The sequence below is a fragment of the Fusicatenibacter saccharivorans genome (assembly GCF_015557635.1).
Classification (GTDB): Bacteria; Bacillota; Clostridia; order Lachnospirales; family Lachnospiraceae; genus Fusicatenibacter; species Fusicatenibacter saccharivorans.
This window is the reverse complement of record NZ_JADNOP010000005.1, coordinates 24,153-43,994: the sequence shown is the minus strand read 5'-3', so window position 1 is coordinate 43,994 and position 19,842 is coordinate 24,153. Positions and strand designations below refer to the sequence as shown.

Annotated in this window: 17 protein-coding genes and 1 pseudogene; 1 reads left to right on the top strand and 17 read right to left on the bottom strand. The window is 41.8% G+C overall.

Features of this window, described 5'->3' with window-relative positions:
- Position 1 precedes the first annotated feature (1 nt).
- The 5 genes from I2G42_RS05605 to I2G42_RS05585 all read right to left on the bottom strand — a co-directional run bounded on the left by I2G42_RS05605 (position 2) and on the right by I2G42_RS05585 (position 6,730).
- Complete coding sequence (locus I2G42_RS05605) at positions 2-1,684, bottom strand: AAA family ATPase (RefSeq protein WP_195530828.1); 1,683 nt, start codon at positions 1,682-1,684, stop codon at positions 2-4.
- A gap of 210 nt (positions 1,685-1,894) precedes the next feature.
- Complete coding sequence (gene rhaD / locus I2G42_RS05600; RefSeq protein ID WP_055227071.1) at positions 1,895-2,716, bottom strand: rhamnulose-1-phosphate aldolase; 822 nt, start codon at positions 2,714-2,716, stop codon at positions 1,895-1,897.
- Between the two features lie 46 nt (positions 2,717-2,762).
- Positions 2,763-4,184 carry an arabinose isomerase gene (locus I2G42_RS05595; RefSeq protein ID WP_055227074.1) on the bottom strand — a complete coding sequence of 474 codons (1,422 nt, stop codon included), beginning with the start codon at positions 4,182-4,184 and terminating at the stop codon, positions 2,763-2,765.
- 34 nt (positions 4,185-4,218) lie between these two features.
- Positions 4,219-5,619, bottom strand: coding sequence for a rhamnulokinase (rhaB, locus tag I2G42_RS05590; RefSeq protein WP_055227076.1), 1,401 nt, complete (start codon positions 5,617-5,619; stop codon positions 4,219-4,221).
- Between the two features lie 256 nt (positions 5,620-5,875).
- Positions 5,876-6,730: a YitT family protein gene (locus tag I2G42_RS05585; protein ID WP_022461234.1), complete on the bottom strand. Its 855-nt coding sequence runs from the start codon at positions 6,728-6,730 to the stop codon at positions 5,876-5,878.
- Between the two features lie 223 nt (positions 6,731-6,953).
- Here I2G42_RS05585 and I2G42_RS05580 point away from each other — a divergent pair, with 223 nt between their 5' ends.
- Entirely contained in the window at positions 6,954-7,259 is a 306-nt protein-coding gene (locus I2G42_RS05580) for a helix-turn-helix domain-containing protein (protein WP_055227078.1), read from the top strand.
- Between the two features lie 32 nt (positions 7,260-7,291).
- Here I2G42_RS05580 and I2G42_RS05575 read toward each other — a convergent pair whose 3' ends face one another.
- The 12 genes and pseudogenes from I2G42_RS05575 to I2G42_RS05520 form a co-directional block, all read right to left on the bottom strand.
- On the bottom strand, positions 7,292-8,656 hold the full coding sequence (locus I2G42_RS05575) for an MFS transporter (protein ID WP_055227080.1): 1,365 nt from the start codon (positions 8,654-8,656) through the stop codon (positions 7,292-7,294).
- An 18-nt stretch (positions 8,657-8,674) separates the two neighbouring features.
- Entirely contained in the window at positions 8,675-9,067 is a 393-nt protein-coding gene (locus I2G42_RS05570) for a VOC family protein (protein ID WP_055227083.1), read from the bottom strand.
- Between the two features lie 9 nt (positions 9,068-9,076).
- Positions 9,077-10,105, bottom strand: coding sequence for a zinc-dependent alcohol dehydrogenase (locus tag I2G42_RS05565; RefSeq protein WP_055227085.1), 1,029 nt, complete (start codon positions 10,103-10,105; stop codon positions 9,077-9,079).
- A 397-nt stretch (positions 10,106-10,502) separates the two neighbouring features.
- On the bottom strand, positions 10,503-11,624 hold the full coding sequence (locus tag I2G42_RS05560; RefSeq protein ID WP_055227086.1) for an ROK family transcriptional regulator: 1,122 nt from the start codon (positions 11,622-11,624) through the stop codon (positions 10,503-10,505).
- 129 nt (positions 11,625-11,753) lie between these two features.
- A pseudogene (locus tag I2G42_RS16675) lies at positions 11,754-11,852 on the bottom strand (TnpV protein); the annotation flags it as partial.
- Between the two features lie 347 nt (positions 11,853-12,199).
- A complete protein-coding gene (locus I2G42_RS05550) occupies positions 12,200-14,629 on the bottom strand; it encodes an ABC transporter permease (protein WP_055227088.1) in 2,430 nt (809 codons plus the stop codon).
- The gene (locus I2G42_RS05545; protein ID WP_055227090.1) at positions 14,626-15,300 is read right to left on the bottom strand and encodes an ABC transporter ATP-binding protein; all 675 of its coding nucleotides are present in this window, start codon (positions 15,298-15,300) and stop codon (positions 14,626-14,628) included. Before I2G42_RS05545 ends, I2G42_RS05550 begins: the two co-directional genes overlap by 4 nt.
- A 177-nt stretch (positions 15,301-15,477) precedes the next feature.
- Positions 15,478-16,743 (bottom strand): sensor histidine kinase, encoded by a 1,266-nt coding sequence (locus I2G42_RS05540; RefSeq protein ID WP_055227092.1) that lies wholly within the window; start codon positions 16,741-16,743, stop codon positions 15,478-15,480.
- Complete coding sequence (locus I2G42_RS05535) at positions 16,719-17,408, bottom strand: response regulator transcription factor (RefSeq protein WP_055227094.1); 690 nt, start codon at positions 17,406-17,408, stop codon at positions 16,719-16,721. The genes I2G42_RS05540 and I2G42_RS05535 overlap by 25 nt, the downstream gene beginning before the upstream one ends.
- Before the next feature lie 235 nt (positions 17,409-17,643).
- On the bottom strand, positions 17,644-19,341 hold the full coding sequence (locus tag I2G42_RS05530) for a recombinase family protein (RefSeq protein WP_276511270.1): 1,698 nt from the start codon (positions 19,339-19,341) through the stop codon (positions 17,644-17,646).
- Positions 19,322-19,552, bottom strand: a complete 231-nt coding sequence (locus I2G42_RS05525) for a helix-turn-helix domain-containing protein (protein WP_055303625.1) — start codon at positions 19,550-19,552, stop codon at positions 19,322-19,324. The genes I2G42_RS05530 and I2G42_RS05525 overlap by 20 nt, the downstream gene beginning before the upstream one ends.
- 90 nt (positions 19,553-19,642) lie before the next feature.
- Complete coding sequence (locus tag I2G42_RS05520) at positions 19,643-19,828, bottom strand: hypothetical protein (RefSeq protein WP_195530826.1); 186 nt, start codon at positions 19,826-19,828, stop codon at positions 19,643-19,645.
- Positions 19,829-19,842 lie beyond the last annotated feature (14 nt).

Below are 19,842 nucleotides of genomic sequence, written 5' to 3'. Positions count from 1 at the left end.
ATTACCCAATTAATACCTTTTTCCCTTCAAACGCAAATCCATAATGCCGGATTCTTTCTTTTGGGATTCCCCGTTCTTTCAGTTCCGCGTCGTATTTCTTTATTTCAATCTGCGCCAGTGCTTTTTGTACCGTTTCCTGCAGCGTTTTTTCTTCCGTTTCTTTTACTTTAAATTCCAGAATCATAGCATCTCGATCCAAATTTCTGGGAATTAGAATCACATCGTATCTTCCATACCCACTTTCCCGATTGGAACGCACCTCATAAAGATCTCGCACTTCCACCAGCAGCCCAAGTACAAATCCATGATAAAACCGCTCTGGCTGGCTCCGCTCGGACGCATGTTTTCCAGCATCAAAATTACTGAATGTAGCAAGTGCAATATCATTCATATAGAGGTTCATCGCTTTTACATCACCATTCAGCAATGCTTTGATAAATTCATTATAATTGGCAGATGCCGCTGCAAACCAGCTTTTGAACATATTCGAAAACATGCTCACAGTCTCCAGATTTGTGATGGAAAGAGAATACCACGGCTCCAGCGTCAGTCCTCTGTATTCAATCTCCTCCACTTTCAGATAACCGCTTGCCACCAACAGACTCCATACCGCACTTTCATCCTGTTCTAATTGTCCAAATATAATCTGCTCATCAAAATTAACTACAATTTGTTGTCTGTTGATCAGTTTTTCCAGTTCTTCCTTCATATTTACCGATGCCGACTGCAGGAGTTTGCTGATCAATCCATTGGAACTTGTAGCTGCCCAGTAGGGCCGCAGTTTTTTCTCTTTCAGATAATTTGTAATAGACCACGGATTGTAAATATCACGATGCGTGCCAAAGCAAAATCCGTCATACCATTGCTTTACCAGATCTTTCTTTTCCGGCATTCCAAATTGATCTAATGATTGAAATACCTCTTCTTCTGTAAAACCAAAACAGTCTGCATAGGCATCCGATGTTGTTGTAATAACCGTCAGATTATTAAGGTCCGAAAAAACAGATTCTTTGGAAATACGGGTAATTCCAGTCATCACAGCGCGTTCCAGATATGGATTTGTTTTGAATGTCGCATTGAAAAGGCTTCTCATAAATCCTACAAATTCATCCCAGTATCCATGAATATAGGCTTCCTGCATGGGCGTGTCATATTCATCCAGAAAGATCAAAACTTTTTTTCCATATAAAAGATTCAAATAGCTGGAAAGATTTTTTAATGCATCCTGTGCTGTCACATTGCTCATTTTTTCTGTAATTTCCAGCATCTGCTGTTTTTCATTTTGCGTAAAACATTCTTCCTGCTCCAAATACCGATGTTGGCGATAAGCGTCTACAATAATATTTTTTATCTTCTGCACTGCATCTTGATAGTTATTCTGTTTTACGTCCGCAAAGCTCAGAAAAATCACCGGATAAGTTCCCTGCAGTCTGCGGTATTTTTCCTGTTTCCAGATGGAAAGTCCTTCAAAGATGGTACCTTTTTCTGCATACTGTCTGGAAAAGAAACAATTCAGCATGCTCATATTCAATGTTTTGCCAAATCTTCTCGGACGTGTGATCAGCGTAATGTCATCTCCACTTTCCCACCATTGTCTGATAAAATCGGTTTTATCAACATAAAAATAATGATTTTCTCGAAGGGAAGCAAAATCCTGCTTTCCTATACTAATCGCTGAAGTCATATTTCATCTTTCCTTTCTGAGCGCAGACACACCAGCATTTTCTGTCTGATAATGAAATGTTCCACTGTTTTCTAATCGATAATCTTATCTTATAGTTTATCAAATTCCGAAAGAAATTAATAGACTTTTTCTTCTGCACAGCCAAAAAATGGCCGTCCCATTCCTCAGTGCAAGGATCAGACGGCCATTTTTCACTATCAGTTTCCAGTTTTATTTCTCATACAAAAACTCTTCCGGCAGTATTACACCGAAGTCTTTTGCCAGATGGCGGAATTCATCCGGTGTGATCGTCTGACGTTTCGTTGGCTGCATGGAAAGTGTTTTTACCAGAATTTCTGCAGATTTTTCTGCGGTATGCATCAGTCCAAAGGTCAGGTCAAAATCAAAGCCGGCGGCGAACATGCCGTGGTGTGCCCAGATAGCAAGATCATATTTCTTCATCAGCTCGCTCGTGGCAACGGCGATCTCTCTGCCTCCCGGAACCATCCACGGAACGACACCGATTCCGGACGGGAATACAACAGGACACTCGGTTGCCATCTCCCAGAGTTCGCGGGTAAATACTTTATCTTCCAGCGGCAGAACGAAGGTAAGCGCGATCACGTTGGTGGTATGTGCATGGTAAACAACGCGGTATCTTTCGTCCTGAAGTTTTTTTACTTCCAGGTTCATCAGATGGCTCGGAAGCTCTGATGTCGGGCGACCTCCGTTGACGAGACCCCAGACGATGCGGTAATTTTCACCTTTTTCATCCAGCTCAATCATACAGATGCTGTCTTCCGGTTTGATTGTGACATTTCGGAAATATTTTCCGCTTCCGGTTACCAGGAAATACTCTCCCGCAAGATTTGGAACGGCGGTTCCGATCGGATTCCACTCTCTGGCCTCAAAGTTTTCTTTTACCTCTTCAACCTCTTCTGGTTTCACACGGTAAGAAAGGTTTCCGCCGTTTCTCTCATGCCATCCCTGCTCCCAGCCGTCATTTGCCATGCGGATAAAGCCCTTTACAAATTCTGCATCTAAAAATTTCATGTTTTTTCCCTCTTCTTTCTCTCTTTTCCTCTTCTTTTATCGGTATTTACCGGCACACAACCTCTACCGGCACATCCAGGATTTTTGCCACTTTCAGAATCGTATCAATATGATGTCCGACAGCAACTGCCATATGATGTGTTGGTCCCGCCTCACTCCATCTGTTGCAGAATTCTCTTGCCCCAATGGAGAAACGTGTTCTCATATTCGTATCGCCAAAGGTAAAGATCGGGCCATCCTCATTGACACCCTCTGCAGCAACAAATTTAAAATGACCGTCTTTATCCTGCGTAATTCCAAGATATGTAACATCTCCGACTGGCGGATAAAACTGCGTCAGATATCCGCCGCCCGTCTTGCCATGAAAAACATCAACGATTTTCATGGACGGTTTTTTCGCCTGCGAAATATCAGCATCTCCCGATCCGGAGTGGCCGATAATACAGATATCCTCATTAAAATCGATCGAATACATCTCAGAAAGCTGACCGGTTCCGGCGATTGTTTTCAGAATGCTCATTGCCATTGCAACTTTCATATCACCCTCTACGGCACAGGCTGTACCCTGTTTGATCAGCATGGAAAATGCCGGAATCAGCATGCTGTCCAGTTTTCCGGCAACCCCTTTGGCAAAACCGTCATAATGGGATGCCACCATACCAAGCTCTTCTTTCTTCACCCACTCTTCAAATGCAACGACATATTTTGCCATATCCCATACGGTCTCTACCGTTGCACCGCCCTCGATGTCAAAGGTATCCAGAATCTCCTCTGCCTTGGCGCGGATTGCGGCCTCATCTGTAACAGGATCCGCGATTGCCCACATTTTCTCCCAGTCGAACTGTTTCGTATAAAGTCCCATCCGGTTGTAAAGATTGGTTTCATCGATATACAGGTCCATCATTCCCGGATATGGTCTTCCGATCTGGGCAATATTGGTGTAGCGGAATCTTCTGCGTACCTGGGCTGCCCGGCACCACTCATCGATTTCCTTAGCTACGTAATCATCTCCGCCTTCTACAACACCGGTGATGACGGCATGACGTTTGCCCGCACGCTCCAGATCGGCTACCATCTCACCGACTGCTCCACAGGCATACAGCTCACCGAGCCATTTTTGTGTATCGGTATTGGCATAATCCGGTGCTTTCCGTTTCTGTACATTCACAAGCACAACCGGCACATTCAGGTCACGGACTGCCGGGAGCATATTGTAGCTGGTCGCGTAGGTCAGAAGCTGTAAAATAACAAGATCTACATCCGCTGCACGAAACTTATCTCCTGCTTCCATCGATAATTCTTTCGTTGTAACGATTCCACCATCGATCATTTCAACGGTATCCGGAATCGTCTTTTTGAACGCATCATACTGTGCCTCAAATTCCGGAACCAGCGTCGGGAACTGCGGCAGATATGCACCCAGTGCGATTGCAAATACACCTACTTTTGCTTTTGTTTCAACTAACATATTCTTTGCCCCTTTTAACCTTTCGTCTCATTTTTTATGGCTCATATTGTTTGATTTCGAAGGAATGGAAAATACAGTTTCTCGCATCTTTCAGATCATTGCATTCTTTTCCGGTGATCATCTGTACCGCCAGATTTCCGATGGCAGTTGCCTCGGTCGGTCCCGCCAGCACGGTTCTTCCGGTCCTTTCTGCCGTCAGCCGGTTCAGATCGTCGGCATTGGAGCCGCCGCCTACGATATGAATCGTTCGGTACCGGCAGCCTGTTTGTTCTTCCAGTTCTTTTAATGTCTTTGCATAGCATACTGCCAGGCTGTTATAGATCACTGCTGCAACCTCTGCAATTCCCTGCGGTATCTGCTGGCCACTTTCTTCACATGCCTTCTGTACCTCGGCTGTCATATTTTCCGGTGCAAGAAAACGGTCGTCGTTTGCATCCACAATAGATGGGATGGTGCATTTCGATGCCATTTCGCAGATCGTTCCAAAGCTTAAATCCTCTGCGATTTCTTTTTTCACAGACTGGACCATCCACAGACCCATGATATTTTTCAGGAAACGGTATTTTCTGTTGTAGCCTCCCTCATTGGTAAAATTGTGCTGCATAGCTTCTGTTCCGCAATCGGCCTCTTTTAATTCTGTTCCCATCAGAGACCAGGTTCCGGAGCTGATATAGAGCACGTGCTCCTCATTGCTTGGCACAGCGACTACCGCAGAGCCAGTGTCGTGTGTTGCGGGAAGAACAATTTCACAGTCGAAACCGACCTGCTCACGGATTTCTTTTTTCAGATGGCCGATCACAGTCCCCGGCTCACGGATCGGCAGAAAGATTTTCTCCGGGTATCCCAGTTTTTGAATCATCTCCCTGTTCCAGTCCCCGGTTTCCGGTTTGACGAGCTGGGTCGTTGTTGCATTTGTGTATTCCTGCGCTTTCACGCCGGAAAGCAGGAAATTCAGGTAATCCGGAATCATCAGCAACGTCTCTGCTTTTTCCAGCTGTTCCGGTTTTTTCTTCTTCCACGCCATAAGCTGATAAATACTGTTAAAAATCTGTTTCTGAATGCCGGTCGATGCATAGAGTTCTTCCTCCGGCACCGTACGGTAAACCTCCTCATCCATTCCTTTCGTGCGGTCATCGCGATAAGCAACGGCATTTCCGATCCGCTGATCATCCTTGTCCAGAAGGACAAAATCAACTGCCCATGTATCAATTCCGACACTCACCGGGATCTTTCCAAGTTCTCTGCATTTTTTCATTCCGGCCAACACAGCTTCGAAGAGTACCTCGATATCCCACACCTTCTCACCGTCCCGTTTCTGCATTCCATTCGGGAAACGGTAAATTTCCTCGAGAACCATTTTCCCATCTTCCATATGCCCGAGAATATGTCTTCCGCTGGATGCTCCTATATCAATTGCTAAATAATATCTTTTCATACCCTTCCTCCATTTTCTGTCTCTAATTATAGATAACTTTATGTGGTAAAAAAAGAACACGCTTTGTCTAAAAAAGTGTCCTTATTTGCACTATAACGATGTCATTGATCGTATCCATCTGCATCCGTTCGCTCTTCTTCTCCTTCAGCCGCGCCGGAGTTTTTGCTCCATGGGATCATTCAAGAAACGTTTTCACAGGAAATTATGGTAAAAAAATTCCGCAGCACTTCTGTGATTGAGGTGCTGCGGAACTTTTTTACATTTTAGGCTGATATCTCATGTTGGATACATTATAAACTGTGATAAACGCTTTCGGATCAAGTTTGTTGATAAAATTCATCAATTTCTGGTATTCGGTCTTGTCTACGATTGTGATGATTTCTTTGCGCTTCTGCATGTTGTAGGCACCATAGGCTTCGTAGATCGTAGCACCGCTGTGCAGCTCATGAAGAATAAATTCCCGAAGTTCTTCTTCCTTTGGAGTGATGATACATACCCGGCGTTTGATATTATGATCAAAAATAAAATGATCCAGAACAATTCCGTTAAAATACGTTCCAAGAATACTCAGGACTACCGTTTTTTTGTCGTAAACGAGTGCTGCAGACAGGGCAACGCACATACCGGACAGCGACATAGCTTTTCCAAGCTCCATATGAAGATATTTATTCATGATCTTTGCTACAATATCAAGTCCGCCGGAAGAAGCATTTCTGTTAAAAAGAATACTGAGTCCCACACTGACTACAAGTGTATAGCACAGAACATCCAGCTCCTGACTGTTTGTCATCGAACCAAAATCTGGGAAGATTTTTTCAAAAAGTCCAAGAAAAACAGGAAGCATGATACTGGTGTAGACGGTTTTTACACCAAATTCTCTTCCGCAGGTAAAAAAGCCGATGATCAGAAGTACTACGTTCAGAATCATGGTGATGGCGGAAAGGGGCAACGGTACAAAGTTGGAAAGTACGATACCAAGACCCGAAATACTGCTGACAGAAGTATGGCTTGGTACCAGAAAAAAATAGACTGCCGCTGCAATAATAGCAACAGCTGCTGTCAGGATCAGGATTTCCAACAGAATCTGAGTATCCTTCAGTTGTTTTTTCATGTTAATTCTCCGTATCTTATTTTTTATGGATGGGAAGATCCCTTCCTTATATTAATGGCATTTTGAAGATATGTAAACCCTTTCCGGGAATCATTCCAACATATTTGTGTATCGTTGTTGCTTTTCCGTCAGCTTTCTGTAATACATATCCTTTTTATTGCTTTTTTTCGTTCTATGCTACAATAAACTTAACATTATCTTGCAACGTAATCAGGAGAACAACATGAGCGAAAAGGGATTGACCAACATTAGTCTCAAAAAAATAAATAAATCAAAGGTTTACCAATATATTTACAGAAAGAAAAAGACCTCCAAGCAGCAGATTGTTCAGGAACTGCAGATGGGTTTATCCACAGTCAGCCAGAACCTCAACCTTCTGGAGCAGGAAGGTCTGATAGAAAAAAACGGCTTTTTTGCATCCACCGGCGGAAGAAAAGCAAACGCCATTCAGATTGTATCCGATTTTAAACTTTCTATTGGTATCGGTATTTTAATTTCCTCCCATCCTGGCTGTGTCCTGCTTCCGTAAAATCAATCAGCAATTCTTCCAATGCCACGATATCAACTTTTTCTTCCATTTTTCAGTTCTTCCACAATCTCGTTATAACGTTTTTTATTTAACCGGTAGAAAAATAATACAACCGCAGTCACAATCCACAGTACACCTGGAATCGTCGTAAATGCATGTTTCATAATTGAAAGTACAATTGCATTTTGTGTCTGATTTGCAATATAACCATATTTTCCAAGTAATCCTGCTAAAAGTGCTGTTCCAACTGCCATTCCGATTTTATTTCCAAGTGAAATAAATGCATACTGAAAACCGTCATTTCTAAGTCCGGTTTTCCACTCCCCATATTCCACACAGTCTGGAATAATTGCATAGATTGCGGTATTAAATCCAGAGAAAAAAAACTGTGTGAGACCAGATAATGCATAAAAAATAGCTGATGATTCTTTGGCATTGAAGAAAAACATAGACAACATGGAAATTCCTGTAAACAAAGCAAAGAGAGATGCTGTTCTTCCTTTATTATTCAGCTTGCGGAATAATGGTTGAAAACAGGCTGCCCCGATGATAGAAGGAATAATGATGCACATCGAATAAGTTGTGTAGTAGGAGGCATTTCCTTCCACATATGTAAAGTAGTACAGAATATCTGCGTTTCTACCATACAATGTAAATCCAAATAATATCTGTCCTGCCAATGCAAGAAGATATGGTCTGTTCTGCATAACTGCTTTCAACTGTATCTTTACAGAAATTTTTTCTTTTTCCGGAGTGATCACTGCCTCTTTCGTCTTCGCAAAGCAGAAGCAATGACAGGCTGTAAAAATACATCCATATATGACCGCAACCGTCAGATATCCTGTCTTTGCACTGTGACTGCCGAATTTGCTGAGCAGCGGAACTGTGATAATATTTAACACACCAATTGCAATCATCGCTGCAACCGAACGGGATGTATTTATTTTTGCACGTTCATCAATATCCTGTGTCATAGCACCACACAAGGTTCCATATGGAATATTCACACAGGTATACCCCAAAACCAGCAGACAATATGTAATTACCATATAAATGATCTTTCCATTCTGCGGCCAGTCAGGTCTTGCCCAGAATGTCATGACAAGAAGAATTGCTGTAATTGGTGCCGCTACTAACAGCCATGGACGGTACCGTCCCCATCTCGATTTTGTTTTATCCGTAAGTCCCCCGACGATTGGATCATTGATTGCATCCCAGAATCTTGAAAAAAGCATAAGTGCTGAAACAGCCGCCATACTGATTCCGAACACGTCTGTATAAAATATCATCAGAAAATTACTGACGAACATCCAGCTGAAATTACATCCAACATCACCAAACCCATATGCAATCTTACTGATCAGCGGTACTTTTCCATTTTTGCTTTCGCCTCCCATATGTCCCTCCTATTTTTATCAGAGTTTCTGACAGAACTCTATTTTTTCCTCATTTGGTCCCTTAATCATAAAAAACTTCACACCATTTTCCCAAAATGGCAGTTCTTCGATTCCGTCTGTAATAACTGTGTATTTTTCATTGCAGATTTTCTGATACATACTTTCAATGTCTTCCACATCAAGTGCAACATGTTGGTATGCACCGTCTGACATTTCCGCCTTCCCATTTTCAAAAGTCTCTATGCAGTAATTTTTTATCTGTAAAAATGCCACTTTTTCCCTTGCTTTTTCATTATAAGACTGCATAATTACTTCAAATCCAAGACTCTTATAAAACTCAACTGTTTTCTGTAAATCGTTTGTCGGAAGCCCGACATGGGCAATTCCGACAATTCCACATTTATTTTCCATACGAACTCCTTACTTTTCACTGACGTTGATAATTACTTTCATCGTTGTCTCGCGGTTATCATCAATATACTGGTATGCCTTCAGATAATCTTTAAAAGCAAATGTCTTTGAGATGAGCGGTTTCAAATGAACTTTGCCCTCATTTACCAGTCTGATTCCATCTATGTAATCATCATGGCGGTACATCATCGTGCTCTTAATGTCAAGTTCGTGGTCATTTGCCACCGCAAGATCTACTTCTGCCATTCCTGCAAAAACAGCCACCAGTACGATCGTGCTTCCTTTTCTTGCATATTTAATTGCCTGTCCCATTGTGATATTGTTTCCGGCACAGTCGTAGATCACATCTGCCTTATCCGGTCCAAATGCTTCGATCATCGCCTCACCGAAGTCTTTATTTTTGGTATTCACACACACATCAATTCCACATTCTTTTGCCTTCGCCAGTCTAAGATCACTGATATCTGTGATCATCACTTTCGCTGCTCCCATTCCTTTTGCTGTCTGTGCCACGAGATTTCCGATCGGTCCTGCTCCAAGGACTGCAATATTCATGCCAGCCACATCGCCCATCTGTTTTACACCATGAACTGCCACAGCAAGAGGTTCGATCATAGCTCCTTCTTCATAGGACATATCTTCTGGAATAGGTGTTACTTTAGATGCATCCACTGCAAAATACTCAGATGCTGTTCCTGTCGTCTGAAATCCCATTACTTTTAATTCCTCACAGAGATTATACTTTCCATGACGACATGGATAGCAATGTCCACAATATACCTGCGGCTCTATCGTCACCTTCTGTCCCACATGAAACTCGGTGATATTTTTTCCAAGTTCTTTAATCTCACCAGAAACCTCATGTCCCTGTGTTACCGGATATTTTGTAAACGGATGTTTTCCATGATAAACATGAATATCTGATCCACAAACACCAATATTCATAATCTTTACCAACACCTGATTTTCCTTTACCTCCGGAACCGGAACCTCTCTGAAAATAATTTCTCCTGGATTTGTCATTACCTGCTGTAACATAGTTGTTTCCTCCTTTTTTATATTATTATACGTTTTATAAAACGTTTTATTAAAGTAATTATATTATTGTCCTATAAACACAATTTGTCAATATGTTTTTTCATATTTTTATATATTTCATAATTTAAAAATGTATTTTTTGTATATTTTTCACAATTAACACGCAAAAAAAACGGAAAGGAAACCGTAGTTACTGTTTTCTTTCCGTTTTTTACTATAATATCTTTTTCTAATTTTACACAACTTCTCGTTTTTCACACATATAAATCGGACATCGCATTCGCTTTGCAACCTGTCAGTGGGAGTTTTTAACTCCAACAGACTAAACATCCCCTTACCCAACGCTTAATTCCCTACGCACCAGATGCGGTGGACTGCTTATCTGCGTTCAAAAAAATTACAATTCTACCATATGTTTTGTAAAAAAGTATTTCGCGGCTCCAACAGCCGACGCTTCTTTCTTATACGAACAATTTTTCAAGTATGAAACATCATGCTCAAAGCCATTATATGCCATCACTTTTTCTCCCAGTGGTATCATATAATCTGACAATACGCCTCCCACATCACCTCCTAGTATGATGTCCATATCATATGCCATCCGCAGATTTGATATCAAAACAGCAAGATGATCCAAATACTCATTCCATGTCTGCAAATTTTTTTCATCACCACTTTCAATTTTTTCCATAAATGCATCCAGTGACTGCCTGTTATCTTGTGTCAGTACACTTGCTGCACAATATGCATCTGCACATCCTGATTTACCACAATAACACTTTCTTCCACCGGGAACGAGTATCATGTGACCAAACTCCCCTGCTTTCTGGTTCTGCCCTCGAAACAGCTTTCCATCTATGCAGAATGCACCTCCTAAGGTGTGGTTCAAAGACAGATATATCGCATTTGGATACTTTTGCTTTTTTTCTGCAAGCATTGCAGCATTAGCATCGTTTTCAAAATATACTGGAATTTCCAAAGCCTGCTCTAAAAAGCGCAGACTATAATTCTCTATACCTAAAGCATGGGATTTTAAAACGATCCGTTCTTTCTGATCAATAATTCCTGGAATCGCCACTCCAATCCCAAGTAGCGTGTCCTTCGCTACTTCGCCTTCAAGAAAAGTTTTGACTTTTTGTGCCACCTCTGTACAATAGAATAATTCTGCTGTAAATTTTAAACGGATGCGATCTTTTTTTATAATCTCATCTCCAAGATTTACTAATACCATTTCTATATGATTCGCTGTAATCAAAATTCCCATTGCATGACAGTATGACTTATTAATCCCTATACTTTTTGCCTTTCGTCCACCAGTCGAAGCATATTCCCCAGTTTCTTCCAACACCATTTTTTCTAATAAGTCATTCACATTTGCTAACACAGTCGGCATACTCAAGTTTAACTCTTTTGCGATTTCCGCCTTGGATGTAACATGCTTGTTTAGAACATAATTAATTATTTTTTTTCTTGTTGTATTTTTTTTATCTTTATTTTCCGTTTTCTTACCCTCTTTTATTAAATATATTATAAAAGAATTATATGCTTTTTTATTCTTCTTGTAAAGTAATGTTTTATAATAAATCTCCGACAGAATTTATCTTATAAACAGCCAAAAGCTCCCAAAGGAGTTTTCCACGCTTTAGATCTACACCAATTCTTTTAACACAAGTTCTTCTGCCATATTACGAATACCATTTACCAATCTGACCCATTCCATCTGATCACGAGCTTTCAACTCAGCACTGGTTGCATCCAACTTCTAAATCTAAGTCGATCTCTATCGTGTCATCTGGCTTTTGTTTGGACAAAAGAACTACCGTCTCACAGAACATATTTTATCGCAAGGCTTTTAAAAATGGAATAGATTTTACCAAACGACAGTTTTCAAAAAACTTATAAGGGATTTTTCTCTTGAACCCATCATTTATGATATATGGTGGTGCTTTTCGCCCCCAAATCGTGAAAGTGGGGGCACTTTCTGTCCCCACTCAGGAAATGTTGCTAAAATACTGTTTAGATTTATCATACATACAAAATGGAAGTTATCTATTTCTCCTCTTCGTTAAGACCTAGTTCATTACATATTACTTGCTATCCCTGATACCTTATTCTTTCTACCAGCGTTTCCTTTTTCAGATTACTGCTTAAAACACAGGAAAGCACAATTTGTAGAATACCAACCAGAAGAATCATAACAAGAATCGGGATAAGAGGAACGTGATAAACGTTCATTCCAAAAATCCCATTATGCTTCGCATAGGAAAACAGTGCATAGCCAAGGGGCAGACCGGCAGCAAGTGCGACGCAGATGGTGCCAACCGTAAAAATCAAGCCCTGTATTTGTAAGCTCAGATTCAACTGCTTATTGGTCATGCCTACCGCTTGCAGCACACCGTATTCCTGCTTCTTCGTGATGATATTGATGATCATGGTGTTTGCCAGATTCATAAACCCAATGAGACCGACAATTGCCATGAACAGATAGCAGCCAATCTTCATCATACGGCTTGCGTATTCTGCAGATTGTAACTGTGCATGATAGGTATCCATTTTTATATGCGAAGTATTAGAAATCAAAGTATTCAGACTCTGTTCCACAGATGCAACATCTTTTTTATCACAGTCCACCCACAGATAGCCATAGGCTGTTCCCCTCGGATTCATGGAACGGTATACACCTTCCGGAATGACAAGATAAGTGTCCGCACTTACAAAGGATCCTGCAATCTTTCCCTGATAGGTATAGGTTTCACTTCCATTCTCAAAGTCAAATACAATAGATTCACCCGGAGCATATCCATCTTGTTCCATCCACGCCGACCAGCCAAAGAAAATTTCACCATTCTTTACCGCCTGATCATAGTCCATAGAGCCAATATCCCCGTCTTGGCGCATAAAATCAAAATCATTTTTACTCACAATATCAGCCGGAAATCTTGTTCCGTTCAGATTTACAGAGACAATCTCTCTCGTCATGACATCTGTCACTCCTGGAATGCTTTTGATTTCTTCAATCATTGAATCATTCAGTGGGTTGTTCTGTAGGATTGTGTCCAGATTATTCTCCGAATAGGCTTCATCATAATTCTGGGAATAATCCAGCTGCAACTCAAATTGTCCATGGTTGATTGCAATCCGCGCCTCGTGCTCCGTGTCAATATTTCCAACATAATTAGAGATAATTACAAACAATACACAGGAAAGCCCCATGGTAAGAATCGTAGCAATGGTTCTTTTCGGATTGCCTGTCACATTTGCCATTGCCATGGAGAAAACGGTGACATCTTTTCTGCCTTTTCGTCTGCCCTGTTTTTGCGTTTTGGAGCCGTCAAGATACCGTGTCGCTTCGATGGGTGAAATCCGGGAAACAATTTTCATGGGTTTGCGCAGAGCCAAAACGACCGTAAGAAACGATACAAAAATGCAGATGAGCATAATTGTCAGTGAAAACAGAGGCACCTGATGGTTCTTGATTCCGGACGATACCAGATTTCCCTGCTCCACCAGCCAGTTGAAGCTGACTTTTGCAATCAGGAAACCAAACAGCAGCCCCAGCGGTATCGAAGGAACCGCCAGAAGAATGCCCTCACGAAAAATCAACTGCTTCATCTGCTTTCTGGTTGCACCCAGCGCCTTGATTTTTCCGTACTCCTGAACCTTCTGGGCGATCCCAACCTGGAAGATATTATAAATGACCACAACGGAAAACAGCACGATTCCGAGGATCAGGGTTCCACAAACCACAATCATTTCATAGCTCGGCTGCAATACCCACTGCAGGTAGAGGTCATTGATGATCACGTTTTTCTGGTCAATGCCGCAGGAATCCGCGATTTCTTTTATAACAGGCGCAACATTATTCATAGATACATTTGCAGAATCGCTCAAGGTAAAATAGATATTATATTGCCTGTCACCCTCCGCAACACGCTCATTATAAAAATCCTGCGAACCGAATACAATATAGGAAGCCTCGATGGTATATTCATCCCGGTCATATAAAATCCCGCTGACAGTAAATTCCACCGGTGCGTATTCCGACTGCATGCCGGAACGGTACTCCAATGTTACGGTGTCTCCGACCTTTACATCATGGTATCCCACTGCATCAAAGAAAGCGCGTCCTGCGGCAATTTCCTGCGCCTTTTCCGGATAGGTACCTTCCTTCAACACATATTCCTGATTATAGGGAAGCATTTTCCTGACCGTTTCATCCGCACTGACAAAGCCGCCATTTTCATTTCCTTTCAGGATGCCCTCCGTACACATGATGCCGATATCAGATATCTCAGCTCTGCGTTCCACTTCTTTTAATTGCGTACCATCTGCTGCGACAAACAGACCATAATTGCTTCCATATGAGCCTGCCGCCTGACTTTTCTGCAAACGTATCATTCCATTTCCCACAGTACTGATAATCACAAGCAGCATCGTAGTCAGACATATGGACATCATAATCAGTATACTTCTTGTCTTGTTCTTTTTGTCATTGCTATATGCAATCCTGCTTATTGTCTTCATCTGAAATCCACCACCTGTCCGTCCTCAATCACCAGAATACGGTCAGCGACCTGTGCAATTTCGTCATCATGGGTAATCATTACAATTGTCTGTCCATATTTTTTTGCTGTCATCTTAAGCAGGGCGATTACCTCATCACTGGTCTTAGAATCAAGATTGCCTGTCGGCTCATCTGCAAATATAATTTCCGGACGATTCACCAGCGCTCTTGCAATTGCTACTCGCTGCTGCTGTCCTCCGGATAACTGATTTGGCAAATTGTAAATCCTCTTTTCAATCCCCAGAGTTGCAATAATATCATTTACATACGCTTCATCCACTTTTCTTCCATCCAGCCCCAGTGGCAGTACAATATTTTCCCAGACATTAACAGATGAAACCAGATTAAATGCCTGAAAAACAAATCCGATTTTTCTTCTGCGGAAAACAGCAAGGGCATCTTCCTTCATCCTGTATAAATCTTTCCCTGCTAAAGTAACACTGCCTTTTGTCGGGGTGTCTAGCCCTCCAAGCATATGAAGTAATGTACTTTTACCGGAACCTGACTTTCCAACAATTGCGACAAATTCTCCCTGCTTAATCTGAATGTCCACCTGATTGACCGCTTTGACCTGATTCTCACCTGCGCCATAAAACTTACAAAGCTGCTTGGTTTCTAATATCACACTCAATGTGCTACCTCCTTTTCAATTCTGTAAAACGTACCTTTTCAACACGCTTTCTTTGCCTGTTTATATATTTGGTCATTTTTCAACCTACATCCAAATTGTATCAGGATAATCTTTCATTTCACTTTCAAAAACGAGCAGAAGTCTTACAGAATTGTAAGATTTCTGCTCACTTAAAATTTAACCAACATATGGTAATTGAATCACAAACGTGCTTCCTTTTTTCTTTTTGCCGGAGGTTACCGTAATCGTACCTGCGTGTTTTTCGATAATTTCTCTCGATAGAAAAAGTCCGATTCCTGTACCACTCTTTTCCATGACCTCCCTGGAACTTCCTCTGTAAAATCGTTGAAAAATTTTGTGATACTCATTCTGCGGAATACCAATTCCCTGATCCTCAATTTCCATTCTTACAAGATCGTTTCTTTTTTGTAACCGGATAAATATTTTTGAACCACACGGACTGTACTTGACTGCATTATCCAGAACGTTGATCACAGCTTCACCAAGCCACCTTTTATCCTGCATAATCGTGCATGTTTCCAGCTCTTTTTCATAGTCAAAAACGAATTCAATTTCTTTCTCATCCGCTTTAGGATAAGTGCGGTTCACAGCAGATATGACAGTATCCATAAGCGGAAGTTTTTTCTTATTAATCTGAATCAGTCCAGTTTCCATCTTGGATATTTCAAGAAGCGACTGCAATAATGTCTCCAGTCCATCCAGAGCACTCCGACAACGGATACGAAACTCCTCCTGTTCTGTGGCACTTAAGTCATTCTGCATCAGCACACTAAAACATGTATCCAAAGCTGCAACCGGTGTCTTTAACTGATGAGAAATATCAGAAACCATTTCTTTCGTGTTCTCCTTTTCTGCCCTTGCTTCTTCCTTTATCAACTGAATATGATGTCCGATTGCTTCAAGCTGGTCATTCAATTTTTCCAGTTCTGCATGATTTTCCGTTTTCAGTAAATCATCAAATTTATTTTCACGGAATCTGATCAGAATTTCTTCCAACTGGTCTAAAATTTTCTGATGACACGCATCTTCTTTTTTCTTCCAATAAAGTAAAAAAGTCAAAAGAAGCACGCATATCACAGTGCTTACAACACCGGTCACCATAACCTGATGCCGGAATTGCGAATAAAATGCATTCCCTTTATTCCCCCAGTATCCATATTGCTCCAATAATCGCCTTCCCTGTTCGTTAGTTTCAATATCCTTATCCTTAAGCAACTCCGAAACAGCATCCAGCCCGGAAAATTCTTCCTTTGCAGCAATCTCTGTCATAAGATTCATTTTATATTTATAATCTTCATAAAACACATACGTGGTAAAGCAATTTAATATTGCAAACAATAATATGACAGGTAATCCCAAGGAGAGCACTACTGTAATCTTCTTGCGATATCTCTTTGTCACTGCCTTACCTCCTGATTCCATATATACCCAAGACCTCTGATATTCTTTATATAGACCGGTGCAGCCGGATTGTCTTCGATTTTCTCACGGAGTCTTCTGATATTGACAGCGATTGTATTTTCATCCACAAAATCCCCTTCCAGATCAAACACATTTTCCAATATTTGTGTTTTTGAAAGAATCTGTTTCGGATTCTGAAGAAAAAAAGTCAGCATTTTCAACTCCGTTTTTGTCAGACCGATTTCACAACCCTTTATCAGGACTTTCATTTCTCCTGCGATAAATACGATATCTCCCGAAATCATCTTTCCGGCTTCCGTTTTCTCTTGTCTGCGGCGGAAATGCGCTTCTATTTTCAAAAGAAGTACCGAAAGACTAAACGGCTTTGTAATATAATCATCTGCCCCTGCTTCATATCCCATGACCTGATCCATCTCCTGATCTAGTGCTGTAAGACAAATAATGTATGTATTATAATTGCATCTCATCCACCTTACAAATTCCAGTCCATTCCCATCCGGAAGATTCACATCACAAATGGTAACATCCACATTATGATCACTTGCAATTCTTTTCGCTTTTTTCACTGATTCTGCTGAAAAAACCTCATATCCGGATTTTTTCAGTGAGAATGTAATTCCACGATTTAAATTTTCATCATCTTCAACCACGAGTATACCTGGCATAGCATCTGCACCTCTCTTTATTAACTATTCATCTTAAAATGCTTCAATGCCTCCACAATTGCACTCTCTTTATCTTCTGGACACTGCGGTTGCCTGCTATCTTCATTTTTAGGTAAATTAGGACTTGGAACAAGTTCCAAGTCTGTCGCGGCAGTCGTCGAATTGCCCTGCAAGCAGTCCATTCTCCTCGTTGCAACGCGCAAATTCTTTCCAACCTCAATTCCGCATTTTCTCTTTACCTGTGAGATACATCCGGCTTTTGTTTCAGTTGGGACAAAAGAACAACCGTCTCGACAGTTGTTTCAGTTTCCAAGGGAAGTTCTTTCACTTCCTCGCCATCAACAGGCACAGGGAAGTTGAACACAATCTTTCTTATCCAGCTTCCGTCTTTCCTTTTCTCCGGGAACATCTCAATTCGCTCGATAAAGGCTTTCATAAACTCTTTCTGTTCCGCTTCTGTTGCGGAATGGTAGACTTCATCAAATGCCAGTAAGAGCCGATAGATATTGTTACCGGAGATTTTCTCCTGCTGAATGCTGCGGATTTGACCTTGCAATTCGCCAATCTGAACTTCGATATCCTCTATTGTATCATACTGCTCATCATAGCGGCGCTGCAAGTCCAAAATCTTTCTGTCATAGTGGGCATCGTTGATGTCCAAGGTGTCCATCTGACGCTCCAAGCGGCTTTTCGTTCCAAAGGCTTGCTTCAACTGTCCTTGCAGGACGGCGATCTGCTTTTCCATATCCTCTGTATCAACAGCCGAGCCGATTTTCGCCTGAATCGCTTCTACAAACCGGGGATTGTTGACCATAGCGGATATAATCTTAGCCACAAACTTGTTGATCTCCGTCTGCTCGATATTCAGTCGGAAGCTGCACTCATGTCCGGTAGGTGTTACCGTGTTTTTGCAGTAGTAATAATACCTCGTTTTCTTGTCCTTGCTGTGAGCCCTGGCGATATTGCCGTACATACTCTTTCCGCAGCATGGGCATTTCAGAATGCCGGACAGGATGTGTGCATGATCTGGATTGTTGACCTTTTCCCGCTTAAAGGAATTGATCTTACGCTTTTCCTGTGCCAGATACCAATCTTCTTCCGAAATGATGGCTTCGTGCTGTCCCTCATAAATCGGGAACTCCGACTGCTCAACTACGTGCATCTCATTTCTTGTGCCTTGCTTCTTTTCCGTCCTGCGTCTGCCATAGGCGATCTTTCCCATGTAAACGGGATTGTCCAATACATCCTGCACGAAGTTCCTTGAAAATCCGGGAATGGTATTGTTCTGCCGCAGTTTCTTGATAAAGCCGTTGCGGTTCAGATATTTAGCAACCCCGGCAACGCCCTCGTTGGTGTGAATGTAGCGGTCATAAATGACACGGATTACTTCCACTTCATCCTCCGCAATGACCAAATCTCCGTTTTCCAGTTTGTAGCCATAAGGAGCGAAACCACCGTTCCACTTGCCCTCACGAGCCTTTTGCTCACGTCCTGCCATTGTCTGGGTGCGGATATTCTCTCGCTCTATTTCTGCCACCGCAGACAGCACGGAAATCATCAGCTTTCCGGCATCCTTTGAACTGTCGATGCCATCCTCCACGCAGATCAGATTGACACCGAAATCCTGCATGAGCTGCAAAGAGTTCAGAACATCCGCCGCATTTCTGCCGAATCGGGACAGCTTAAAGACCAGCACATAGGAAACGCCGTCCTTGCAGTCCTGGATGTCATTCAGCATCCGTTGGAAGTCCTGCCGCCCTTGGATATTCTTTCCGGAAAATCCCTCGTCAGAATACTCCCCGGCAATAACCATATCTTCGTATGCCGCATACTTCCTCAGCTTGTCACGCTGGGCATCCAAGCTGTACCCGTCAACCTGCATAGAGGTGGACACTCTTGTATAAATATAGCATTTAAGTTGTTTCTTTTTCAGAATCTCCACCTCCCTCATTCATTTCCTTTACCATAAGTCCCTCGTTGCGGATATAATACTCCAAAAGCCACAGCACATAATCCGGTGCATGGCGGTTGTCCAATTCCCACTCGGTCATAGTCCGGTAAGGGATATGGACGAGCTTGCAAAAATCTTTCCGGTTCAGTCCTGTGCTTTCCCGCAACTTGATAATTCTGTTCTTACAATCCATCTGTCTTTTCTCCATAAAAAACAAAAATACACGTTGCGTAATCATTATAGCATAGCCGCAGTGAATACGCAACGTGTAAATTGTAAATTTTTACGCAGCCTTATTCGTCAAAGGCTGTGCTTGATTACTTTCCTTGGAATGCTCCACTTTCTGAGGGGCATCCTGTTCCAATTTATCCAAAACCTGATGTCCATATTTCTTGAGCATCTGGCTCATAACATCCACACAGCGGACAAATGCCGCATTATATTTTGCATCCTCATAATATTTCTTCAATAGGCAGTTACCTC

Excerpts from the sequence above, each read along its gene's own strand:
- I2G42_RS05570 (WP_055227083.1), bottom strand. The coding sequence starts at position 9,067 with ATGGAAAATAAATGTGGAATTGTCGGAATTGCCCATGTCGGGCTTCCG.
- rhaB (WP_055227076.1), bottom strand. The coding sequence starts at position 5,619 with ATGAAAAGATATTATTTAGCAATTGATATAGGAGCATCCAGCGGAAGA.
- I2G42_RS05535 (WP_055227094.1), bottom strand. The coding sequence starts at position 17,408 with ATGCCAGGTATACTCGTGGTTGAAGATGATGAAAATTTAAATCGTGGA.
- I2G42_RS05605 (WP_195530828.1), bottom strand. The coding sequence starts at position 1,684 with ATGACTTCAGCGATTAGTATAGGAAAGCAGGATTTTGCTTCCCTTCGA.
- I2G42_RS05550 (WP_055227088.1), bottom strand. The coding sequence starts at position 14,629 with ATGAAGACAATAAGCAGGATTGCATATAGCAATGACAAAAAGAACAAG.
- I2G42_RS05580 (WP_055227078.1), top strand. The coding sequence starts at position 6,954 with ATGAGCGAAAAGGGATTGACCAACATTAGTCTCAAAAAAATAAATAAA.
- I2G42_RS05575 (WP_055227080.1), bottom strand. The coding sequence starts at position 8,656 with ATGGGAGGCGAAAGCAAAAATGGAAAAGTACCGCTGATCAGTAAGATT.
- rhaD (WP_055227071.1), bottom strand. The coding sequence starts at position 2,716 with ATGAAATTTTTAGATGCAGAATTTGTAAAGGGCTTTATCCGCATGGCA.
- I2G42_RS05565 (WP_055227085.1), bottom strand. The coding sequence starts at position 10,105 with ATGTTACAGCAGGTAATGACAAATCCAGGAGAAATTATTTTCAGAGAG.
- I2G42_RS05525 (WP_055303625.1), bottom strand. The coding sequence starts at position 19,552 with ATGGATTGTAAGAACAGAATTATCAAGTTGCGGGAAAGCACAGGACTG.
- I2G42_RS05595 (WP_055227074.1), bottom strand. The coding sequence starts at position 4,184 with ATGTTAGTTGAAACAAAAGCAAAAGTAGGTGTATTTGCAATCGCACTG.
- I2G42_RS05585 (WP_022461234.1), bottom strand. The coding sequence starts at position 6,730 with ATGAAAAAACAACTGAAGGATACTCAGATTCTGTTGGAAATCCTGATC.
- I2G42_RS05540 (WP_055227092.1), bottom strand. The coding sequence starts at position 16,743 with ATGGAATCAGGAGGTAAGGCAGTGACAAAGAGATATCGCAAGAAGATT.